Origin of the sequence: Mucilaginibacter sp. UR6-11 (assembly GCF_020880695.1) — a bacterium.
GTDB lineage: Bacteria > Bacteroidota > Bacteroidia > Sphingobacteriales > Sphingobacteriaceae > Mucilaginibacter.
Window position 1 is genome coordinate 312,515 of sequence record NZ_JAJIWO010000001.1, and the last position, 18,953, is coordinate 331,467.

Here is an 18,953-nt window from a genome sequence, read left to right on the forward strand (position 1 = left end):
AGCGGGGGTAAGTTATAGCGGGACGAACCTGTATTTTTACCAGTCTAAAATAAGCAATGGAATGAGGAAGAAGCTTTTGTGCGGGATATCGGCGGCTATGACCCTGGTTCCCGGTTTGCTTTACGGGCAGAAAATAGTGCTGCCTGCAGACTGGCAAAACCTGGACCTGAAGAAGAACGGGGTTTTCGGCATCGGTATCGACAAGGCCTACGAACAGTTGCAGAAGGGAAAGAAAGCCAGAACCGTGATCGTCGCCGTGATCGATGGTGGCCTGGACATCAGCCAGGAAGACCTGCAGGGCGTCATATGGACCAATCCCCGGGAGATCCCGGGTAACGGAAGGGATGACGACCATAACGGGTATGTCGACGATATACATGGCTGGAACTTTCTCGGTTCTGCACATGACGATTATGAATATGACAACGATGACCTGGTCATCGAAATCCGGCGCGGACTGGCGCGTTTCGGTAATCGCGACAGTACTGCGCTTTCCCCGGTCGAACTACGCGATTACCGGCAATACCTGCTCAACAGGAAAGCGCTGCAGGCCAGGCTTGACGAAGCCGGAAAAGACATCAGTCATATGAATCAGCTAATGGCCGATATCGATAGCATACTCCGGAAAATGGGTAAAACCGAGCCGACAGTGAATGATTTCGAGCAATTCGTTCCAACGGACCCCACCCTGGAAAATACACGAAAACTGATCCTCTCCGAGCTTAAAAAGAACCCGGACTTCAAAGGGTATATGGATCATGCGAAACATCTGCTTGAGGAACGAGAACACGACGTCCAATACCTTTTGAATATAAATTACGATCCACGCGCGCGTTACGCGGCTGACTATGCCCCGGAAAGAGGGCGTTTTTACGGAAACCCCCATGTCAGCGGCGCAGTTCCGCCGGAACACGGAACCCATGTCGCCGGTATCATCGGCGCCCTCAGGCATAATGGCATCGGGATCAACGGCGTAGCGGATCATGTGCTGATCATGCCGGTCCGCGCGATTCCCGATGGCGGCGGCCGTGACATAGACGAGGCGAACGCGATCCGCTACGCCGCGGAAAACGGGGCAAAAGTGATCAATATGAGTTTCGGACTGAGCACCGCCAATGACCGCGTAGCAGTGGAGGCAGCGGTAAAATATGCGGCCAGTAAGGATGTACTCTTTATCCAGGCCGCAGGCAATGGCGGGGATAACCTGGACCTTTCGCACGGCTACCCCGACCGTTCGGCAGGCAATACCGGGATCCTGCGTTACTTCATCAAGGTCGGCGCATCAGGCGCGCAGGATGACGACCGCTTACTACCCCATTACTCCAACTACGGAAAAATAGCAGTAGATGTTTTTGCGCCGGGGGTGAATATCAATTCCACCATGCCGGGTAACCGTTACGAGGTACACAGCGGCACCAGCATGGCCGCGCCCGTGGTGGCGGGTCTGGCGGCCGTGATCCGGGAATATTATCCGAAACTCACCGCAATACAGGTCAAGGAGATCATCCTGAGATCGGTGACCAAAAGGGACATCTTAATCGATAAATGCGTAAGCGGCGGCGTGGTCAACGCCTGCGGAGCTTTAAAACTGGCCGCAACTTATCCCGTAAATAAATGATGAAACTGAAATTGACGGTACTGGTATTATGGGCATGGTATTGCTTACCGGGAAAGGCGCAGGACCTCAGGATAAATCCAGCCTTGCTGAAAGGCTACTGGTCAGCCTCCTGGATCAGCTGCCCGGGGGCGCCGCAGCGGGAATACGGGATCTATCACTTCAGGAAAAATTACCGTTTGGATAAGGTACCGTCCACCTTCCTAGTGCATGTTAGCGCCGATAACCGCTACCGCCTGTTCGTCAACGGCCGGCCAGTTTGTTCCGGGCCCGCTCGCGGTGATCTTTTTAACTGGTACTTCGAAACGGTCGATATCGCCCCTTTTTTACAGAAGGGGAATAACCTGATCGCAGCCCTGGTCTGGAATATGGGCGAGCTGGCTCCCGTCGCGCAAATCTCCAATCAAACAGGCTTCGTCCTTCAGGTCGACAGCCCGAAGCACGCGGAACTTAATTCAGATAGCACCTGGAAAGTGTTTCAGGATTCCGCCTATCGGCCTACCTCACTGAATAACGGCGCGTGGCTGCAGGCCTACTACGCCGCAGGAGTCGGCGACCGCATCGATGGCCGACTTTATCCCTGGGATTGGGAGCAACCTGCCTTTGATGATGCCCGCTGGCCCCGGGCGACCGAGGTCTGTCGGGCTGTAGTGACCGGTTACGGAACAGGTAACCGCTGGACCCTCGCGCCACGCGATATACCCGTCTTCAGCGAAACCCTTACACGGTTTGCCGCCATCCGCCGGAGTTCAGCGGATAGCGTACCCCGGGCATTTTTACAAGGTACCCATACCGTGACTATCCCTGCGAACCGAACCGTTAAGATCCTGCTTGACCGCGGCGTGTATACCCTGGCCTATCCCGAGATCCGGGTCAGCGGGGGCAAGGCCGCGGAGATCACCCTCACCTATGCAGAAGCGTTGTTTGACAAAAAGCACCAAAAAGGGAACCGCAATGAGATCGAAGGCCGGGAGATTCTCGGGAATTATGATACTTTCATTGCTGACGGCGGGACAGGCCGAACCTTCCGCCCATTGTGGATCAGAGCTTACCGCTACCTGGAATTGGAGGTCCATACTCGGGAGGCGCCCCTGGAGATCCACGATCTTTACGGGATGTCCACCGGTTATCCCCTGACGATGAAAGCGTCCTTTGCAAGTAATGACCCGTCCCTGCAGAACATCTGGCAGGTCGGCTGGCGCACCGCTCAGCTTTGCGCGGGCGACCTTTACTATGACTGCCCCTATTACGAACAATTACAATATACCGGAGACAGCCGGATCCAATCCCTGATCTCTCTGTATGTTTCGGGCGACGACCGCTTAATGCGCAAAGCGATCACCGATTTTTATCACTCCCGGACACCTGAAGGATTGACCCAAAGCCATTACCCGGCGAACCAGTTACAGATCATCCCGACCTTTTCCCTATTCTGGGTCAGTATGGTCCATGATTATTGGATGCACCGCAGGGACGATGCTTTTGTGCGCCGGTTCCTTCCCGCCATCGCCGAAGTCCTCAGCTGGTATCAAACGCATACCGATCCCGGGAGCGGGATGCTCGGTTCCATGACCTGGTGGAATTTCGTGGACTGGGATAACTTCAACGGTTGGGGTATCGCACCGGGTGCTGAAGACGGCCATTCCGCTATCATCAGTCTTCAATACGCGGCGACGCTGCAACAAGCAGCCGATCTGATGGCTGCTTATGATAAACCCGTGCAGGCGAGGGCTTATCTGGCGGCAGCGGGAAAGATCAACCGGGCGACTTACCAGTTATGTTTTGATCCAAAAAAACAGGAGATAGCGGATACCCCGGAAAAAAAGACTTTCAGCCAGCATGCCGGGATCTGGGCTGTGCTCAGCGGCGCCCTGCCCGCCCGGCAGGTCAGGCCGGTCATGCGACAGTTGCTGTCGGACACCAGCCTGGGACAGGTCACTTTCTTTTACCGTTTTTACCTGGCCCAGGCCCTGGTCAAAGCGGGTATGGCCGACCGGTATTACGGCAGCTTAGGCCCCTGGCGAAAAATGCTCGCGCTGGGCCTGACCACCTTCGCGGAGAAACCCGAGCCCGCGCGTTCGGACTGCCATGCCTGGAGCGCCAGCCCCAATTATGATTTTTTAGCGACGATCTGCGGCATCCGGCCGGCCTCGCCCGGTTTCCGGACCCTGCGGATCGAACCGGCTTTAGGCGGCCTGCAGGAGATCAGCGCCAGTATGCCGCATCCCGACGGGATGATCCGCGTGACTTTTCAGCGCCATGGCGCCCACCTGCGCGGCACGGTCAGTTTGCCCGGCGCACTGCATGGCCGGCTCCTTTGGAAAAATAAAATGATCGCGCTGCGCGGCGGCGCGCAAAAAATCTCGATTTGATATGAAATTCAAAAATAGCTGTCTCTGCCTGTTGCTGCTGCCTTTGGGCGCCCTGGCGCAGGTGAATATCATACCCAGGCCTGTCCGGGTCAGTACCGGACCGGGCGGGCTGAACATCAGCAGCCGTACCCGGATCGTGTTCACCGACCACCGGCTGGCACGATCCGCCCGTTATTTGAACGCTTACCTGCAGCGGCAGGAAGGCTTCCGCTTGAAGAGGGCGCAGAAAGAACGGGCCGGCGATATCGTGCTGCGGATCACCCCAGCTAAAAATGGTACCTCGGGCCTTTACCGGCTAAAGGCCGGTCCGCAGGGCCTGGTCATTTCGGCAGCCAGCGATACCGGTGTGTTTTACGGGCTGCAGACCCTGATCCAGTTATTGCCCGCGCAGCGAGCCCCCGTTCTGAACATCGCTGCGCAATACCAGCGCTACCGGTTTTGGGGCTGGAATTTTAATCTGGCAGAACTGTAAAATGAACAACATGAAAAGAACAAACATAGCCCTATTACTATTACTGGCCGGTTTAAACCGCCAGGCTTGCGCCCAGGTGGCGCGTTTCCCCTTTGACTTTAACGGCAAGGAGATCTTCATCAAGCTCAGCGTGCAGGGCAGCCCGCCGATGGATTTTATTTTTGATACCGGGACCGCCGGCAGTTCTTCGATCGATTCGGCCACCGCTGAAAAGATCGGGATCAGCAAAGCCAACCGGCAGCTGGTCACCGTCGCCGGGCATGGCAGCGCCCGGCAGTACCAGATTGCTGCGGGCTTAAACGCAGCCCTGCCGGGCCTGGAACTGAAAGGGCTGAACATGACGCTGATCAATTTCGACGCTTTTTCCGGCAGCGCCGGCTTTAAGCTGAATGGGCTGATCGGCGACGATATCATGAACCGCTATGTGACCGCGGTCGATTTCGACCAGAAAGAAATAAAACTTTATGACCAGATCGGCCAGGTGGATACCACCGGCTATACCGGGGTGGCCTTTGATTATTATAAAGGGGTCAATATCCCGCGTTTTCCGATGACGATCACACTGGCCAGCGGCGAAAAGCTGACGGGAAAAGTGATGTTCGACACCGGCAACGGGACGACCCTGCTGGTCAGCACGCCTTTCAGTTTGTTCCATGACCTAGAGCATCAGCTCGGCGCGACCGTGATCGCGGGTGGCCGTGGGGTCAGCGCAGCGACCGTGGACCGTCTGGCGCTCATCAGCCAGGCCTCGCTGGGCGGTTTTGATTTCGGCCGGATGATGATCAAATTAACGGTCAACCCGGAGGCGAAGCCCGCCGATGGCTACCTGGGCATCCTGGGGATCGATATTATCAAGCGCTTTAACCTGATCCTGGATTACGCGCACAAAAAGATCTATATGAAACCGAACAGCTTGCACCGGGAAGCTTTCGACCTGGCCGAGTATGACCGGCTGATCGCGCCGGTACTAGCCGCCGACACGTTTTTAAAGGCCAACCAAACCAGACCCGGGGTGAAAACGACCGCCTCCGGCTTGCAATACTGGGTGGTCCGGCAGGGCAAGGGCCCCCTGCCCGCGGCCGGCGATAAGGTGAAATTATATTATACGGCCAAATTGCCGGACGGCAAGGTCGTGAGCGGGCCTTTTGACGCGTCGAAGCCCTTTAGCCATCACCTGGACAAGGCCCTGCCCGGCATCCGCGAGGCGGTGCTGATGATGCCGGTCGGTTCGAAATATGAACTCTATATCCCCGCCGCACTGGGTTTTGGCGAGGCCGGGTACGGGGATGTTCCTGCCGGCGCTGTGCTGATCTGTGAACTGGAAGTAGCGGGTATCGAAAAATAAAGCCATGAAAAAAGCGACCTTTATCTGCCTGGGGCTGCTGGCCGGACTGCAAAGCCTGGCCCAACGCTATACCCTGCGTTCGCCTGACAACCGCCTGCAGGCCGGGATCGAAGCCGGTGCCCGGCTGAGTTACCGGCTGTCTTACGACGGGAAAACTTACCTGCTGCCCTCGGCGATCGGGATGGCCCTGTCCAATGGCGCGGTATTGGGTGAAAGCACCCGGGTCAGCGGGTCACAAACGCGGTCGGCGGACCGGATTATCTGGCCACTCTACGGCATCAGCGCCGCCGTCACGGAAAAATATAATGAACTGGTGCTGACCTGCGCGGGGGGTTACGAGGTGGTGTTCCGCGCCTATAACGAAGGTTTTGCCTACCGCTTCCGGACGGGTTTTAAGGACAGCCTGAACGTGCTGTCAGAAACCGCGGAATTTAAGCTGGCGGCGAACGATACCGCTTATTTCCACCCGGCGCTTTCCGAAGCGGACTACCGGGTCCGGCCGCTTGGGCAGCAGTCCGGGCCGAATTATACCAGTATGCCCCTGCTGCTCCGCGCGGACGGGATGAATTTGATGATCCATGAGTCGGATGTCCTGGATTTTCCCTGTATGAGCTTGTCGGCGGTCGCCGGAAATGGCCTGGAGGGCCATCATGCGGCGGTTCCCAGGACGGTGGTCCCCGGCGGGCATGCCAATTTTAACCTGCTGGTCAAAAGTACCCAGCCTTATATCGCCCGGACGGCCGGGACGCGGGATTATCCCTGGCGGCTGGTCGCTTTTGAAAAGAATGACAAAGACCTGCTGACCAATCAATTGGTCTATCTGCTGGCTGGCGAATCCGTTTTAAATGATGTGAGCTGGATCAGACCGGGTAAGGTCGCCTGGGACTGGTGGAACGCGTTAAATTTATCCGGGGTGCCATTTAAAACCGGCTTTAATACCGAAACTTATAAATACTTTATTGACTTCGCGGCGCGTAACCATTTGGAATACGTTAACCTCGACGAAGGCTGGAGCGACCAGTTCGACCTGCTGAAGATCACCGATCAGCTGGATATGCCTGAACTGATCCGCTACGCAAAAGAAAAACACGTCGGCCTGATCCTGTGGTGCGTCTGGTATACACTCGACCGGCAAATGATGGCGGCTTTAAACCAGTTTGAAAAATGGGGGATTTCTGGTGTCAAAGTCGATTTTATGGACCGTGACGACCAGACGGTGGTCAATTTCCAGGAACGCTTGCTCAAAGAAGCCGCCAAGCGCCACCTGCTGGTGGACTTTCACGGGGCCTATCATCCCACCGGAATGGCCCGGACCTATCCGAACCTCATCAATACCGAAGGCGTTAAAGGCCTGGAATGGAACAAGTTTGATAGCCTGGGCACGTCGCCGCAACATGACGTCGAGATCCCGTATATCCGGATGTTCGCGGGCGGGATGGATTATACGCCGGGCGCGATGCAGAATTATAACCAGGCCGATTGGAAAGCGGTTTTTGACCGGCCCATGAGCCAGGGGACCCGGTGCCACCAACTCGCGATGTATGTCGTTTATTACGGACCGCTGCAAATGCTGGCTGACGCGCCAACGGCTTACGAGCAGGAACCGGCTTATCTAAAGTTCCTGGCGGCGATACCCACCACGTGGGACGAAACGGTTCCGCTGAACGGGCAGGTCGGCGAATCGATCGCTATCGCCCGGAAAAAAGGCGACGACTGGTTCATCGGCGCGATGACCAACTGGGAACCCAGAACCCTCGCCATCACCTGCGATTTTTTGGACGCCGGAAAAGTATACGAAGCCGAGCTCTTTCAGGACGGTCCGAATGCAGACCGGGTTGGGAATGATTACCAGCATGTCATAAAAAATGTAAGAAAAGGTGACCGCCTGTCCGCCCCTATGCGTGCTGGTGGCGGCTGGGCGGCTATTTGTAAACCAATAGAAAAATAAAAATAATAATTATGAAAAAAGCAATGATACTCGGCTTACTGCTATTGAGCGTAAGCGCGCTGAAAGCGCAAATTATGACCCCGGTAAAATGGGCCTATGGTGCAAAAAAAGGCCCTGCCGGAACCCTGACGGTTTTCTTTAAAGCGACCATTGATGATGGCTGGCATATCTATTCCGTAAATCAAAAACCTGGCGGTCCGCAAAAAACGGTCTTCAAGTTTACCAAGTCACCCGATTACCTGGTGTTGGGTAAACCCGTCGAACCCAGGCCCGACTCGAAATTCGAGGAAGCCTTTGGCATTAAAGTATTTTATTTCAGTAAGGCGGTGACCTTCCAGCAAAAGCTGAAACTGAAAAAAGGCGAAACCACGGTCCGGGGCACCCTGACCTATATGGCCTGCACCGACAAGCAATGCCTGGCACCGGAGGAACTGGCATTTGAGATACCGGTAAAGTAAAGAACTGACCCAAGCCGTTTAAAATACGACATGGGACTTTTAGTGTTCATAGGCCTAAGTATCCTGGTTTTGATCTATGCCAATATGCATATGATCTATAATAGAATTAAAAAGAAGGATGAACTGGATGGCTTGTTCCATTGGTTCAAAAAGAAAAATAAAAAGAATTAGTAATACCGTGCGTAATTGTGTTAAATATTTGGTTTTAGTCATCCTACTATGCGGATCATCTCTTGCATTCGCCCAGCGGCAGGTTTTCGCCCGGGCGCGATGGATCAGCCCGGCTTTCGCGGAAGACTCCCTGCACCGGCCGTGCCTGGTTTTTAAAAAAGGGTTTAGTGCAGGCAAAAAGTTAAAAAATGCGACTTTAGCGATCACGGCGCTTGGACTTTATGAGGCTCGTTTGAATGGTCACCGGATCGGTGATGCCTATTTTACGCCCGGCTGGACTTCTTATGCAACGCGGTTACAATACCAGCAATACGATATCACCAAGCTGCTGACTGCCGACAATATGCTTAAGGTCACCGTTGGTGAGGGCTGGTACCGGGGTAAGTTCCGTGGCGCCAAAGAACGGGATAACTATGGTTCAGCAGCTGGTTTGCTCGCTGTGATCAGGTTGCTATACCGTGATGGCAGTGTTGCTTATATCAACACGGACCATTCCTGGATCTGTACCACCGGCCCGATCCGTTACTCAGAATTCTATGATGGAGAATTATTTGATTCCAATGTTAAAATGCAAAAATGGCGTGCGGTTAAAATATCAGACCATACCAAAAACATATTGGTGCCTTCCGAGGCACCACCGGTCAAGCAACACGAACGGTTTAAACCGGTGCGGATTATTGAGACTCCAAAGGGTGAACAAGTGGTTGATTTCGGGCAAAATATGGCCGGCTGGGTACGGCTGATCATATCGGGACGCAAGGGTGACACGGTACGCCTGGCGCATGGTGAATTATTGGATAAGGCCGGTAATTTTTATAACGGTAATCTCCGGACGGCGAAAGCAGTGGATATATACGTTTTGAACGGCAAACCCCAGGTACTGGAGCCACATTTTACTTATCATGGTTTCCGCTATGTCAAAGTCACCGGTTTTAAGGCGACAAAAAACAATTGTACGGCGGTCGCGCTGTACTCAAACTTGAAGCCCACCGGGACTTTCGAATGTTCTGACCCATTGATCAACCGCCTGCAAAAGAATATCGAATGGAGCCTGAAAAGTAACTTCCTGGAAGTGCCAACCGACTGCCCGCAGCGGAGTGAGCGCCTGGGCTGGACAGGGGACGCGCAGGTCTTTGCCGCTACGGCGAGCTTCCTGATGGATACCCAAACTTTTTACACCAGGTGGCTGAAAGACCTGGCCGCCGAGCAAAGTGTTGATGGCAGTTTACCCAAACAAATACCTTCGGTTTACCCTTACCAAACAAATACTTATGGCATCGCCGGCTGGGGTGACGCGGCGACGATCGTGCCCTGGACGGTTTACCGCTGCTATGGCAACACGTCGATATTAAGACAGCAATACGCGTCCATGAAAAGCTGGCTGCATTATATCGGCACCAAAAGTAAAGATGGCTTATGGACCGAAGGTGGCTATGGGGATTGGTATGCGCCCGGCGCCAACACCGATATCGGACTGATTGACCAGTGTTACTGGGCCAATTCGACCCAGCTCCTGTTGAATACGGCCAGCGTGCTGCGCCAGGAGGCGGACCTGGAAATTTTCAAAAACCAATTGGCCGCTATCAAACAGGCATTCGTCAAAACCTACGTACGACCAGATGGCCATTTGACCGCTGATACCCAAACCGCATATGTACTGGCGCTGCAGTTCGACCTGCTGCCGGATCATTTGCGGGCAAAGGCGATAGCGCGTCTGGTGGAACTCATTCATGAAAATAATGACCATTTAGCGACCGGATTTTTAGGTACGCCTTACCTGCTGCCGGTATTGAGCCGCTTTGGTTATTCGGCGCTCGCTTATACCTTACTGAACCAGCAAACCTGTCCTTCCTGGTTATACCCGGTCAAAATGGGCGCGACCACGATCTGGGAGCGGTGGGACGCTATACGGCCCGACAGTACCATCCAGGAGGTTTCCTTTAATCATTATTCCTATGGCGCAGTCGGGCAATGGCTGTATGAAAACGTCGCCGGTATCAAAGCCGGTTCGCCGGGCTATCGTACGGTCATCATCAAACCCGAGATCGGCGGCGGTCTGACCTGGGCAAAAGCCAGCTACCAAAGCCGTTATGGGCTTATCCGTTCCGCCTGGCAAGTAGAAGGCGGACACGTAATTATGCAGGTAAGCCTACCGAAACATACGACCGCGGTGGTCTATGTCCCGGGTAAAGCGCCGGTAAAATTAAAATCCGGCAATTATGAATTTCATGGAATCCTAAACCGGCTACAAAAATGAACCTACGAGCCTTACTGACCTGCCTGATGCTGGTGTCAACGACTGAAATAACCGTTGCGCAAAAAATAACGCCCGGACTGCACCATACCCTTGATTCTTTAATGAAAAAAGGTATCCAGCAAGACCCGGATACCCGGAAATATTATTTCACCGGCTATGATTACAAAACGCTCTATGACTGGGACCAGTATTTTGAGGCGATCGTGCAGATCCATATGGGCAAGCCGTCCGGTCATATCATCAACGGTGTCACGATATTTTTGGACCACCAGCGCCCGGACGGCCTGATCGTGCGGGCAGTACCCGCGGACCGCAAGCATGACGAGCATATCAAACCTTTCCTTTGCCAGATCGCGCTGCTGGTCTTTGATCATTATCACCAGAGGGCCTGGTTAACGGAAGACTATTTTAAGCGCCTGCAAAAATACCTGGACTACTGGCTGGTCCAGCTGGACGGCGATCAGAATGGCCTCAGCGAGTGGCTGAGCGCGCCGCATAGCGGTATGGATAACCAGCATGAACGGGCCGGCTGGTGGTCGGACCGCAAAAGCGAAGGGGTCGATCTGAACTGCTACCTGGTCAAGGAACTCCGGGCATTTGCCACCATCGCTGAACGCATGGGCAAACCGGCGATCGCCCGCACTTACCGGCTGAAAGCCGACCGTAAGGCTGAACTGATCCGAAAAAACTTATGGGACGAAAAATCGGGTTTTTTCTATGACCAGGCATATCAAAAAAACAGGCTGATCCCGGTGAAAAGCATCGCGGGTTTCGCGCCCTTATGGGCCGGCATAGCCACGAAAGAACAGGCGCGCCGTATGATCTATGACCAACTCCTGAACCCGCAGGAATTCTGGAGCAACTGGCCGGTGCCGGCGCTGGCCAGGTCAGAGCCGGGTTATTCAACAACCAAGCTCCCGGGCGACCTGGGCTGCAACTGGCGCGCCAATACCTGGATACCGACCAATTATATGCTTTACCATGGCCTGAAGTATTACGGCTACCGGGAGCTGGCCTCGGTGATCGCTTATAAAACTGATGCTTTGGTCAGCAAGTCCGGGAACCGCGAATATTATGATGCCGAATCCGGAAACGGCCTAGGTTTAAACCCCTTTTGGGGCTGGAGCTTATTAGGCCATTTTTTTCAGTTCGAAGATCAGGCCCGCCATGACATTACCCGGTTTAACCGAGATGGGATCAGGTAAAAAATTTTAAAGATAAGGGCCGCACTAACGGGCCGGCGTCTTTAAACGATCGTTCTTTATAAACAGTTAAGAGAAGTTAGTAATAGTTAATTAAATCAGCGTGGCCCGCCTCACCGCAGGCCGCGCTTTTTACGAAACAGAAAAATCTAAAACATATATTCTACACGCCTCCTACACAGGAAAAATCTGGTAAATTTTAAAAGGCCCGGAGGCATAAGCAAACCGCTGATACGCGGGCTTGCCTGTGCTGTGCTTTGCGGCTTACCAGAGCCTTTCCTGTGCAGTACTTGCAGGTCCCGCGTATGAGCTTTACAAATCCTAAACTTAAAAAGCTACCATATGAAAACAATTACGGAGCGCTTTTACAGCGCCATGGAAAACCAACTCGCTGAAATTACCTTATCCGGGGAATCACTAACAGAACAGTACAAAGCCTCCATCAAGATATGTAAAAAGGCCATGAGCAAACTGAAGAACTATATCTCCAGCTACGCCTTTGAAAACAAAACTGAGGAAGTGCACTTCTTTAAAGAAATCAAACCCAAATTTTACAGCAAGTACATTTACTTTATCAATATCCATAATTTCCTGCTGCAAAAACCGACCGGTGGCGAAAGGATACAACGTGACTATATCGAAATGCACTTGGCTGAACTCAAGACCTTCTTTGATCATAACCGGGCGTTTTACTCCTACTACCGTTCCGGCATGACCCAAATGGATGAGAGCTACTATACCCGTGGCAGTTTTGATGTTCACGCGGAACTGGAGGATTTTGAAGAGGACGAGCAATATAGCACTACCCACGATTACAAACTCGCAAAGATCATTGCTAATGAAAAATTCCAGGATTACCTGAAGCTCGAGCTAGCCAAGATCGGTAACGAAGACCTCGCCACGCTGATCGGTCAAAAAGTATTTCCGTTCAACCATCCACAATGGACCGCCAGCCAAACCGATGCCGCTGAACTGCTGTACTCATTAAAAACCAGTTGCGCGGTTAATAATGGCAATATCGACATCAACGAGCTGGTGGCGATCTGGGAGTTTGTCTTCCAAATGGAGATCAACGAGCCTTATCATAAGTTGTTGGATGTCGTCAAGCGGCAAAGGGAGATGTTCGTTTTCCTGAACCGCCTAAAGAATAGCTTATGGAATTTCATCAAGGAAAAATTTAAAAAGGGCTTGCCGCCTGACATGCAATAAATAATATTACGGTCTATTGGCGTCTGAATCGATCTAAATTTCGGGAATAACTACCCCACCCTTTTACACGTTGGCAAGTATCCGCCGCGATACTTTTCACCTTTGTTTTGCCCGCCGGCATGGGGCCGCGGGTTAAAACAAAGCTTATATGTTTAACGCAATATCCTGGCAGCAATATATTACTGCCATACTCCTACTCGCCGCAGCCTGGTACGCTTACGTCGGACTGCGTTATTACCAGCCGGAATTATCGGCATTCCTCAAGATCAAACCAAAACCGCAACCAGCCATACCGCCGGTCGCCAATCAAATGACCATAGTGATGGGCGAAGCAAGACCAGAAGCCGATACAGGTTTGTATAATCCCGAAGAATTAATTTTCAGCAGTTCGCAACCCGATGATATCAGTGATCAAACGCTGCTCAAAGGACCGGGCGATGACCTGTTAGCTGAAGCTGTCGTGCTCATTGATGCCTACAGCGACAATGGTGATAAAAATGAGTTCCTTTCCCTTTTTAAACTATTACTGGACAAATACGAAGTGTTTGCTGATGAAATCAGTTTGCCGGGCATTCTTAAACAGCTTAACAGCTACGCAACTGACAAACTCCCATTTGAAATCCAGGCCGAAGAATGGCCTTTAACATTTGCATCATGAAAAAGATCATTTCAATTATTTCCCTGTTATTTATAGCCACGGTTACGATGGCACAAGACGGCAATGCCGGTATTAACGAGGCGACCAACCAGGTTAAAAGTTACTTTTCTACGGGCACCAATTTAATGTATGCCATTGGCGCTATTGTCGGCCTGGTTGGCGCTATAAAAGTTTATAAAAAATGGAATGATGGCGAACACGATACCGGTAAAGTCGCCTCCAGTTGGTTCGGTTCCTGCATCTTCCTGGTCGTTGTAGCCACTGTCCTTAAATCATTCTTTGGTGTATGAGTTACCAAATTAACAAGGGCATAAACCGCCCAATAGAATTTAAAGGGTTGAAGGCTCAATACATCGGTTATCTGGGTGGCGGGCTGGTTATCCTGCTTGTGTTATTTGCGATCCTATACCTCATCGGCGTGGCGGTTTACTTATGTATCCTTATCATTTTGGGCTTAGGCAGCCTGCTCTTTCACCAGGCATTCAGCCTGAGCCATAAATATGGTGAGCACGGACTAATGAAACGCAATGCCCGCAAATACCTGCCGACCTATTTAAAATTTAAAACAAGGACCCTCTTTTATGAAAAACGCTGAACAAGTTTTCCCGATCTATAAAGTTGAGCATGACACAATGCTTTCCATGCAGGGTGACCTGAGCATCGCATTTGAGTTGACCCTGCCGGAACTGTTCACCCTGTCGAACGACGAATATATGGCCTTTCACCAAACCTGGGTTAAAGCCATAAAGTTATTGCCAAAAAACAGCATTTTTCATAAGCAGGACTGGTTCGTACAGGAAGAATATCAAGCCAGATTTGGCGATAAAACCTTTTTGGGCCATGCCAGCGAACGCTTCTTTAACGAGCGACCTTACCTCGCCCACCACTGTATCGTGATGCTCACCAAAAGGCCGGAAAATTATAAGCAGGTCACCAGCGCGACCAGTGGTTTAATGCGCAAGCATATTACCCCAGCTCAAACCACCTCAACCGAACTGTTCCGGGATTTTGCGGACAGCGCCGGGCAATTTAAACGCATACTGGAGGACAGCGGTTTGGTGCGCGTACTCCGTTTAACAGATGACGAATTAGCGGGCACACTTGCGGTTCCCGGTATTTTGGAACAATACTGTTTTCTGTTGGGTAACAGTGATAAACCGGTATTAAAAGACATTCATTTGCGTGATGAGCTGCGCATCGGTGAAAACTATTGCCAGCTCTACACTTTAGCCGAAACCGAGCATTTGCCGGCATTAGTTGGCCCACGGATCACCTACGATCAATACAGTACCGATAAAACCAAATTCAGCACCGGCTTTGCCAGCCCCATCGGGGCGCTGCTCAACTGTAACCATATTTATAACCAGTATTTATTCATTGAAGATAGTGCCAAAACCCTGAAAAAACTGGAAGCCAAAAAACTGCGCCTGCAATCGCTCTCGGCTTACTCCCGCGAAAACGCAATCGGCCGTGATGCCACCCAGGAGTTTTTGAACGAAGCGATCAGCCAGCAACGGCTTCCGGTTAAGGCACATTTCAATATCCTGGCCTGGACGGCTGATAAAGCCGAACTCAAGGATGTCCGCAACAAAGTCAGCTCCGCCCTCGCCCAACTGGATGCCCAGCCCAAACAGGAAACCGACGGCGCGCCGCAGATCTGGTGGGCCGGCCTGCCCGGCAATTCGGGTAATTTCCCGATGAATGACACCTTTGATACGTTTGCTGAACAAGCGGTCTGTTTCTTCAATTTAGAAACCAATTACCGAAGTTCACTATCACCTTGCGGCATTCGCCTTGGTGACCGCTTGAGCGGTAATCCATTGCACGTTGATGTAAGTGACGAGCCGATGAAAAACGGCATCACCACTAACCGTAATAAATTTATCCTCGGTCCGTCCGGCAGCGGCAAATCCTTTTTTACCAACCACCTGCTCCGCAGCTATTATGAGCACGATTCCCACATCGTATTAGTGGATGTTGGTCACAGTTATGAGGGGCTTTGCGAGTTCGTCGATGGTTATTACTTCACCTATAGTGAAGACAGCCCGATCAGCTTTAATCCATTTTATGTCGGTAAAGACGATGTGCTCGATACCGAAAAACGCGAAAGCATCAAAGCCATGATCTTGGCGCTCTGGAAAAAAGAAGATGAAGGTGTACAGCGAAGCGAATATATCGCCATATCTGATGCCCTGTTTCATTATTATGAAAGCCAGCCAGAGTTTGCCTGTTTCAATTCCTTTTATGAGTTTTTGAAAGGGCCCTTTTATGATACCATGAAAGCCAGCAAGGTGAAAGACCAGCACTTTGACATTGATAATTTATTATTCGTCTTACGTCCCTATTATAAAGGCGGTGAATATGATTACCTTTTAAACGCTACCGAAAACCTGGACTTACTGCACCGCCGTTTCATCGTGTTTGAACTGGATAATATTAAAGACCACCCCATCCTGTTCCCGGTGGTTACGCTCATTATCATGGAAACCTTTGTGAGTAAAATGCGCAAGCTGCCGAAAGAAACCCGCAAAATGATCCTGATCGAAGAAGCCTGGAAAGCCATCGCCCGTGAAGGTATGGCCGAATACATTAAATATCTTTTTAAAACCGTGCGAAAATACTTTGGTGAAGCATTAGTGGTAACACAGGATATCGAAGATATTATCAGTTCGCCGGTGGTGAAGCAAGCCATTATCAATAACAGCGACTGTAAGATCCTGCTTGACCAGCGCAAATACCAGAACGATTTTCCGAAGATCCAGCAGCTTTTAGGTATCACTGATAAGGAAACCGCACTCATCATGAGTATGAACCGCGCAAATGACGAACGATACAAATACAAAGAAGTGTTTATATCGCTTAACGGGCAATTGTCGAGAGTTTACCGCACCGAGGTTAGTCGGGAAGAATACTGGACCTATACCACAGAATCTGCTGAAAAAGCGAAAGTGAAAGCCTACAAAAAGAAATATGGCGACATCCGCAAAGCTATCGCGGTTATCGTCCAGGAAGAACAAGAAAACAAAGCAGCATGAAAAAGTTCATTTATATAGCGATACTATTTGCAGCCTGCAAATCGAGTACAAATCACGATGGCACTTACGTCAGCCATGTCGAGGGTCAGTTTTCTATAGCCGATGATACGCTCGTCATTGCTGATACGGTTATCATTAATCACACCGGCTTTCAAAAGATACGCAATGGCCAGATCCTGCCCAAAGCGTTCAAAACCCGGAAATGGACATTGCACAGTCCCGACGCGCCAGCCATGCAGATCAATGGCGACCAAATACAGATCGGCAACACTACTTACCATAAACTGCCATGAAAAAGCTAATAGTCATCATCCTGCTTTTGGTATCATTACGCAGCCAGGCTCAATACCAGATCGTTACGACGCTGGTAAAAAAAGTAATTAAAGCCATTGACCTGAAGGTTCAACGCATGCAGAACGAAACGATCTGGTTACAGAATGCCCAAAAAACGATAGAAAACGAACTATCCAAATTCCGCTTGACGGAGATTTCCAATTGGTCGGAAAAGCAAAAGGCGTTGTATAGTGACTATTATGACGAGTTGTGGAAAGTCAAATCAACCATTGCCTATTACCAGCGCATCAAAGATCTGACGGTAAAACAAATAGCCATGGTGGGCGAATATCAACGGACCTGGAAACTATTCCAGTCTGATCAACACTTTAAGCCTGATGAAATTATCCAAATGCAAAGGGTTTATATAGGCATTTTGGATGCCAGCGCTAAAAACATCGACCAAATCATGCTGGTCATCAATCCGGGCAAAACCCAAATGACCGATCAACAAAGACTGGAGGCTATCAACCAGGCTGGTGACCGGCTGGATGAAAATTACAGCGACCTGAGACAGTATAATAATCAGAATATGATCCTGAGCCTGCACCGCAGCAAGGATCTGAACGAAGTACAAACGATTAAAAGTTATTATGGACTGCATTAAACAAGCGACAAGCCTTCGCAGCAAAGCAAAGCATTTGCTGGCGTTCGCACTGGTGACGGCGGCCATGAGCCACTGCGCACAGGCGCAAACTTTCGCGGAATGGTTCAGCCAAAAGAAAACACAAAAGAAATATCTGTTGCAACAGATCGCGGCGCTACAGGTTTATAGCGGCTACCTCAAAACCGGTTATAGTATCGCTAAAGGTGGCCTGGGTTCCATTACCTCCTACGTTGGCAACGAATACAGCCTGCACAACGGTTACTATACGCACTTAAAGACCATGAACACTGCTATTAAAAATAATAGCCAGGTTAATGATATTATTCGCTGGCAACAAGATATTTTAAAGCAAACGACCGCTATCAAAAAGCAGGACGGCTTAACCGCTACTGAAAGCGGCTATACCGGCAAAGTTTGCAACGCGCTGTTAAGTGATTGCGATGCCCGCATCAATGACCTGCAAACTATTTTATCGGATAATAAAACCGAAATGAGCGATGAGGAACGCATCCGGCAGATCGCAAGATTACACCAGGCGATGCAGGATAACTACCGCTTTGCTGCAAATTTCAGATCACAGTTACAGCTCTATGTTCGGAATAAACAACAGGAACAAAACGATCATAACACCTTAAAGAATTTATATGCGAACCGTTAAAATCATGGTGGCCCTATTGTGCTTCGGTATGAGCGCACAGGCCCAAAGCGACGAATTGCAGCAATTGCTGCTGAATATTGAGAAATTGACCCAGTTCAAGGCCATTCTTTCCGATATGAAACAAGGCTATCAAATTTACCAGCAGGGCTATGGCATGGTTTCCAATTTATCAAAAGGCAATTTCAATCTGCATAATGGCTACCTGACCGGTTTAATGGCCGTTAATCCGGCAGTTCGTAATAACCCCCGGATCGGCCAGATCGTAGGGCAGCAAACTGATTTGATCAGCGAGTATAAGCGCTACGCCAGCCTGTTTCGGCAAAGCGGCAGCTTCAACAGCAATGAATTGAATTATTTCAATAATGTCTATAACCAGCTCGTCAGGCAAAGTAATGCCAATATTGACGAACTCGCCAACGTCACGACCGCCGGGCAATTGCGCATGTCGGATGATGACCGGCTAAGGGCCATCGATCGCATTTACAACAGCAGTACCGAGCAACTGCAATTTCTCCGCTTCTTTAACCGCAAAGCGGTTATACTGAGTTTGCAGCGCAGCAAAGATCAAAACGATACCCAAACACTCAAACGGCTTTACGGCATCAACTAAAAA

At 50.9% G+C, this 18,953-nt stretch carries 18 protein-coding genes; all 18 read left to right on the forward strand.

Annotated features, from left to right (window positions below; genetic code table 11):
• Window positions 1–61: 61 nt before the first annotated feature.
• Entirely contained in the window at window positions 62–1,618 is a 1,557-nt protein-coding gene (locus LJ658_RS01490; protein WP_230544683.1) for a S8 family serine peptidase, read from the forward strand.
• A complete protein-coding gene (locus LJ658_RS01495) occupies window positions 1,615–3,987 on the forward strand; it encodes a family 78 glycoside hydrolase catalytic domain (RefSeq protein ID WP_230544684.1) in 2,373 nt (790 codons plus the stop codon). Before LJ658_RS01490 ends, LJ658_RS01495 begins: the two co-directional genes overlap by 4 nt.
• A gap of 1 nt (window position 3,988) precedes the next feature.
• A complete protein-coding gene (locus LJ658_RS01500; RefSeq protein WP_230544685.1) occupies window positions 3,989–4,459 on the forward strand; it encodes a glycoside hydrolase family 20 zincin-like fold domain-containing protein in 471 nt (156 codons plus the stop codon).
• Window positions 4,460–4,469: 10 nt separating this feature from the next.
• Complete coding sequence (locus LJ658_RS01505; protein WP_230544686.1) at window positions 4,470–5,804, forward strand: FKBP-type peptidyl-prolyl cis-trans isomerase; 1,335 nt, start codon at window positions 4,470–4,472, stop codon at window positions 5,802–5,804.
• 4 nt (window positions 5,805–5,808) lie between these two features.
• Window positions 5,809–7,752, forward strand: coding sequence for a glycoside hydrolase family 97 protein (locus LJ658_RS01510; RefSeq protein WP_230544687.1), 1,944 nt, complete (start codon window positions 5,809–5,811; stop codon window positions 7,750–7,752).
• Between the two features lie 11 nt (window positions 7,753–7,763).
• A complete protein-coding gene (locus LJ658_RS01515; protein ID WP_230544688.1) occupies window positions 7,764–8,210 on the forward strand; it encodes a protein-disulfide reductase DsbD domain-containing protein in 447 nt (148 codons plus the stop codon).
• A gap of 30 nt (window positions 8,211–8,240) precedes the next feature.
• On the forward strand, window positions 8,241–8,381 hold the full coding sequence (locus LJ658_RS01520; RefSeq protein ID WP_230544689.1) for a hypothetical protein: 141 nt from the start codon (window positions 8,241–8,243) through the stop codon (window positions 8,379–8,381).
• Between the two features lie 28 nt (window positions 8,382–8,409).
• Entirely contained in the window at window positions 8,410–10,638 is a 2,229-nt protein-coding gene (locus LJ658_RS01525) for a family 78 glycoside hydrolase catalytic domain (protein WP_230544690.1), read from the forward strand.
• A complete protein-coding gene (locus LJ658_RS01530) occupies window positions 10,635–11,843 on the forward strand; it encodes a trehalase family glycosidase (protein WP_230544691.1) in 1,209 nt (402 codons plus the stop codon). Before LJ658_RS01525 ends, LJ658_RS01530 begins: the two co-directional genes overlap by 4 nt.
• A gap of 339 nt (window positions 11,844–12,182) precedes the next feature.
• Window positions 12,183–13,049 carry an RteC domain-containing protein gene (locus LJ658_RS01535; protein ID WP_230544692.1) on the forward strand — a complete coding sequence of 289 codons (867 nt, stop codon included), beginning with the start codon at window positions 12,183–12,185 and terminating at the stop codon, window positions 13,047–13,049.
• 148 nt (window positions 13,050–13,197) lie between these two features.
• The gene (locus tag LJ658_RS01540) at window positions 13,198–13,707 is read left to right on the forward strand and encodes a hypothetical protein (RefSeq protein WP_230544693.1); all 510 of its coding nucleotides are present in this window, start codon (window positions 13,198–13,200) and stop codon (window positions 13,705–13,707) included.
• Window positions 13,704–13,997 carry a DUF4134 domain-containing protein gene (locus tag LJ658_RS01545; protein ID WP_230544694.1) on the forward strand — a complete coding sequence of 98 codons (294 nt, stop codon included), beginning with the start codon at window positions 13,704–13,706 and terminating at the stop codon, window positions 13,995–13,997. The genes LJ658_RS01540 and LJ658_RS01545 overlap by 4 nt, the downstream gene beginning before the upstream one ends.
• Complete coding sequence (locus LJ658_RS01550; protein WP_230544695.1) at window positions 13,994–14,302, forward strand: DUF4133 domain-containing protein; 309 nt, start codon at window positions 13,994–13,996, stop codon at window positions 14,300–14,302. The genes LJ658_RS01545 and LJ658_RS01550 overlap by 4 nt, the downstream gene beginning before the upstream one ends.
• Window positions 14,289–16,742, forward strand: a complete 2,454-nt coding sequence (locus tag LJ658_RS01555; RefSeq protein WP_230544696.1) for a TraG family conjugative transposon ATPase — start codon at window positions 14,289–14,291, stop codon at window positions 16,740–16,742. The genes LJ658_RS01550 and LJ658_RS01555 overlap by 14 nt, the downstream gene beginning before the upstream one ends.
• Window positions 16,739–17,035 (forward strand): hypothetical protein, encoded by a 297-nt coding sequence (locus LJ658_RS01560; protein ID WP_230544697.1) that lies wholly within the window; start codon window positions 16,739–16,741, stop codon window positions 17,033–17,035. The genes LJ658_RS01555 and LJ658_RS01560 overlap by 4 nt, the downstream gene beginning before the upstream one ends.
• The gene (locus LJ658_RS01565) at window positions 17,032–17,682 is read left to right on the forward strand and encodes a conjugal transfer protein TraI (RefSeq protein WP_230544698.1); all 651 of its coding nucleotides are present in this window, start codon (window positions 17,032–17,034) and stop codon (window positions 17,680–17,682) included. The genes LJ658_RS01560 and LJ658_RS01565 overlap by 4 nt, the downstream gene beginning before the upstream one ends.
• Window positions 17,669–18,340 carry a hypothetical protein gene (locus LJ658_RS01570; RefSeq protein WP_230544699.1) on the forward strand — a complete coding sequence of 224 codons (672 nt, stop codon included), beginning with the start codon at window positions 17,669–17,671 and terminating at the stop codon, window positions 18,338–18,340. Before LJ658_RS01565 ends, LJ658_RS01570 begins: the two co-directional genes overlap by 14 nt.
• Entirely contained in the window at window positions 18,327–18,950 is a 624-nt protein-coding gene (locus LJ658_RS01575; protein ID WP_230544700.1) for a TerB family tellurite resistance protein, read from the forward strand. The genes LJ658_RS01570 and LJ658_RS01575 overlap by 14 nt, the downstream gene beginning before the upstream one ends.
• Window positions 18,951–18,953 lie beyond the last annotated feature (3 nt).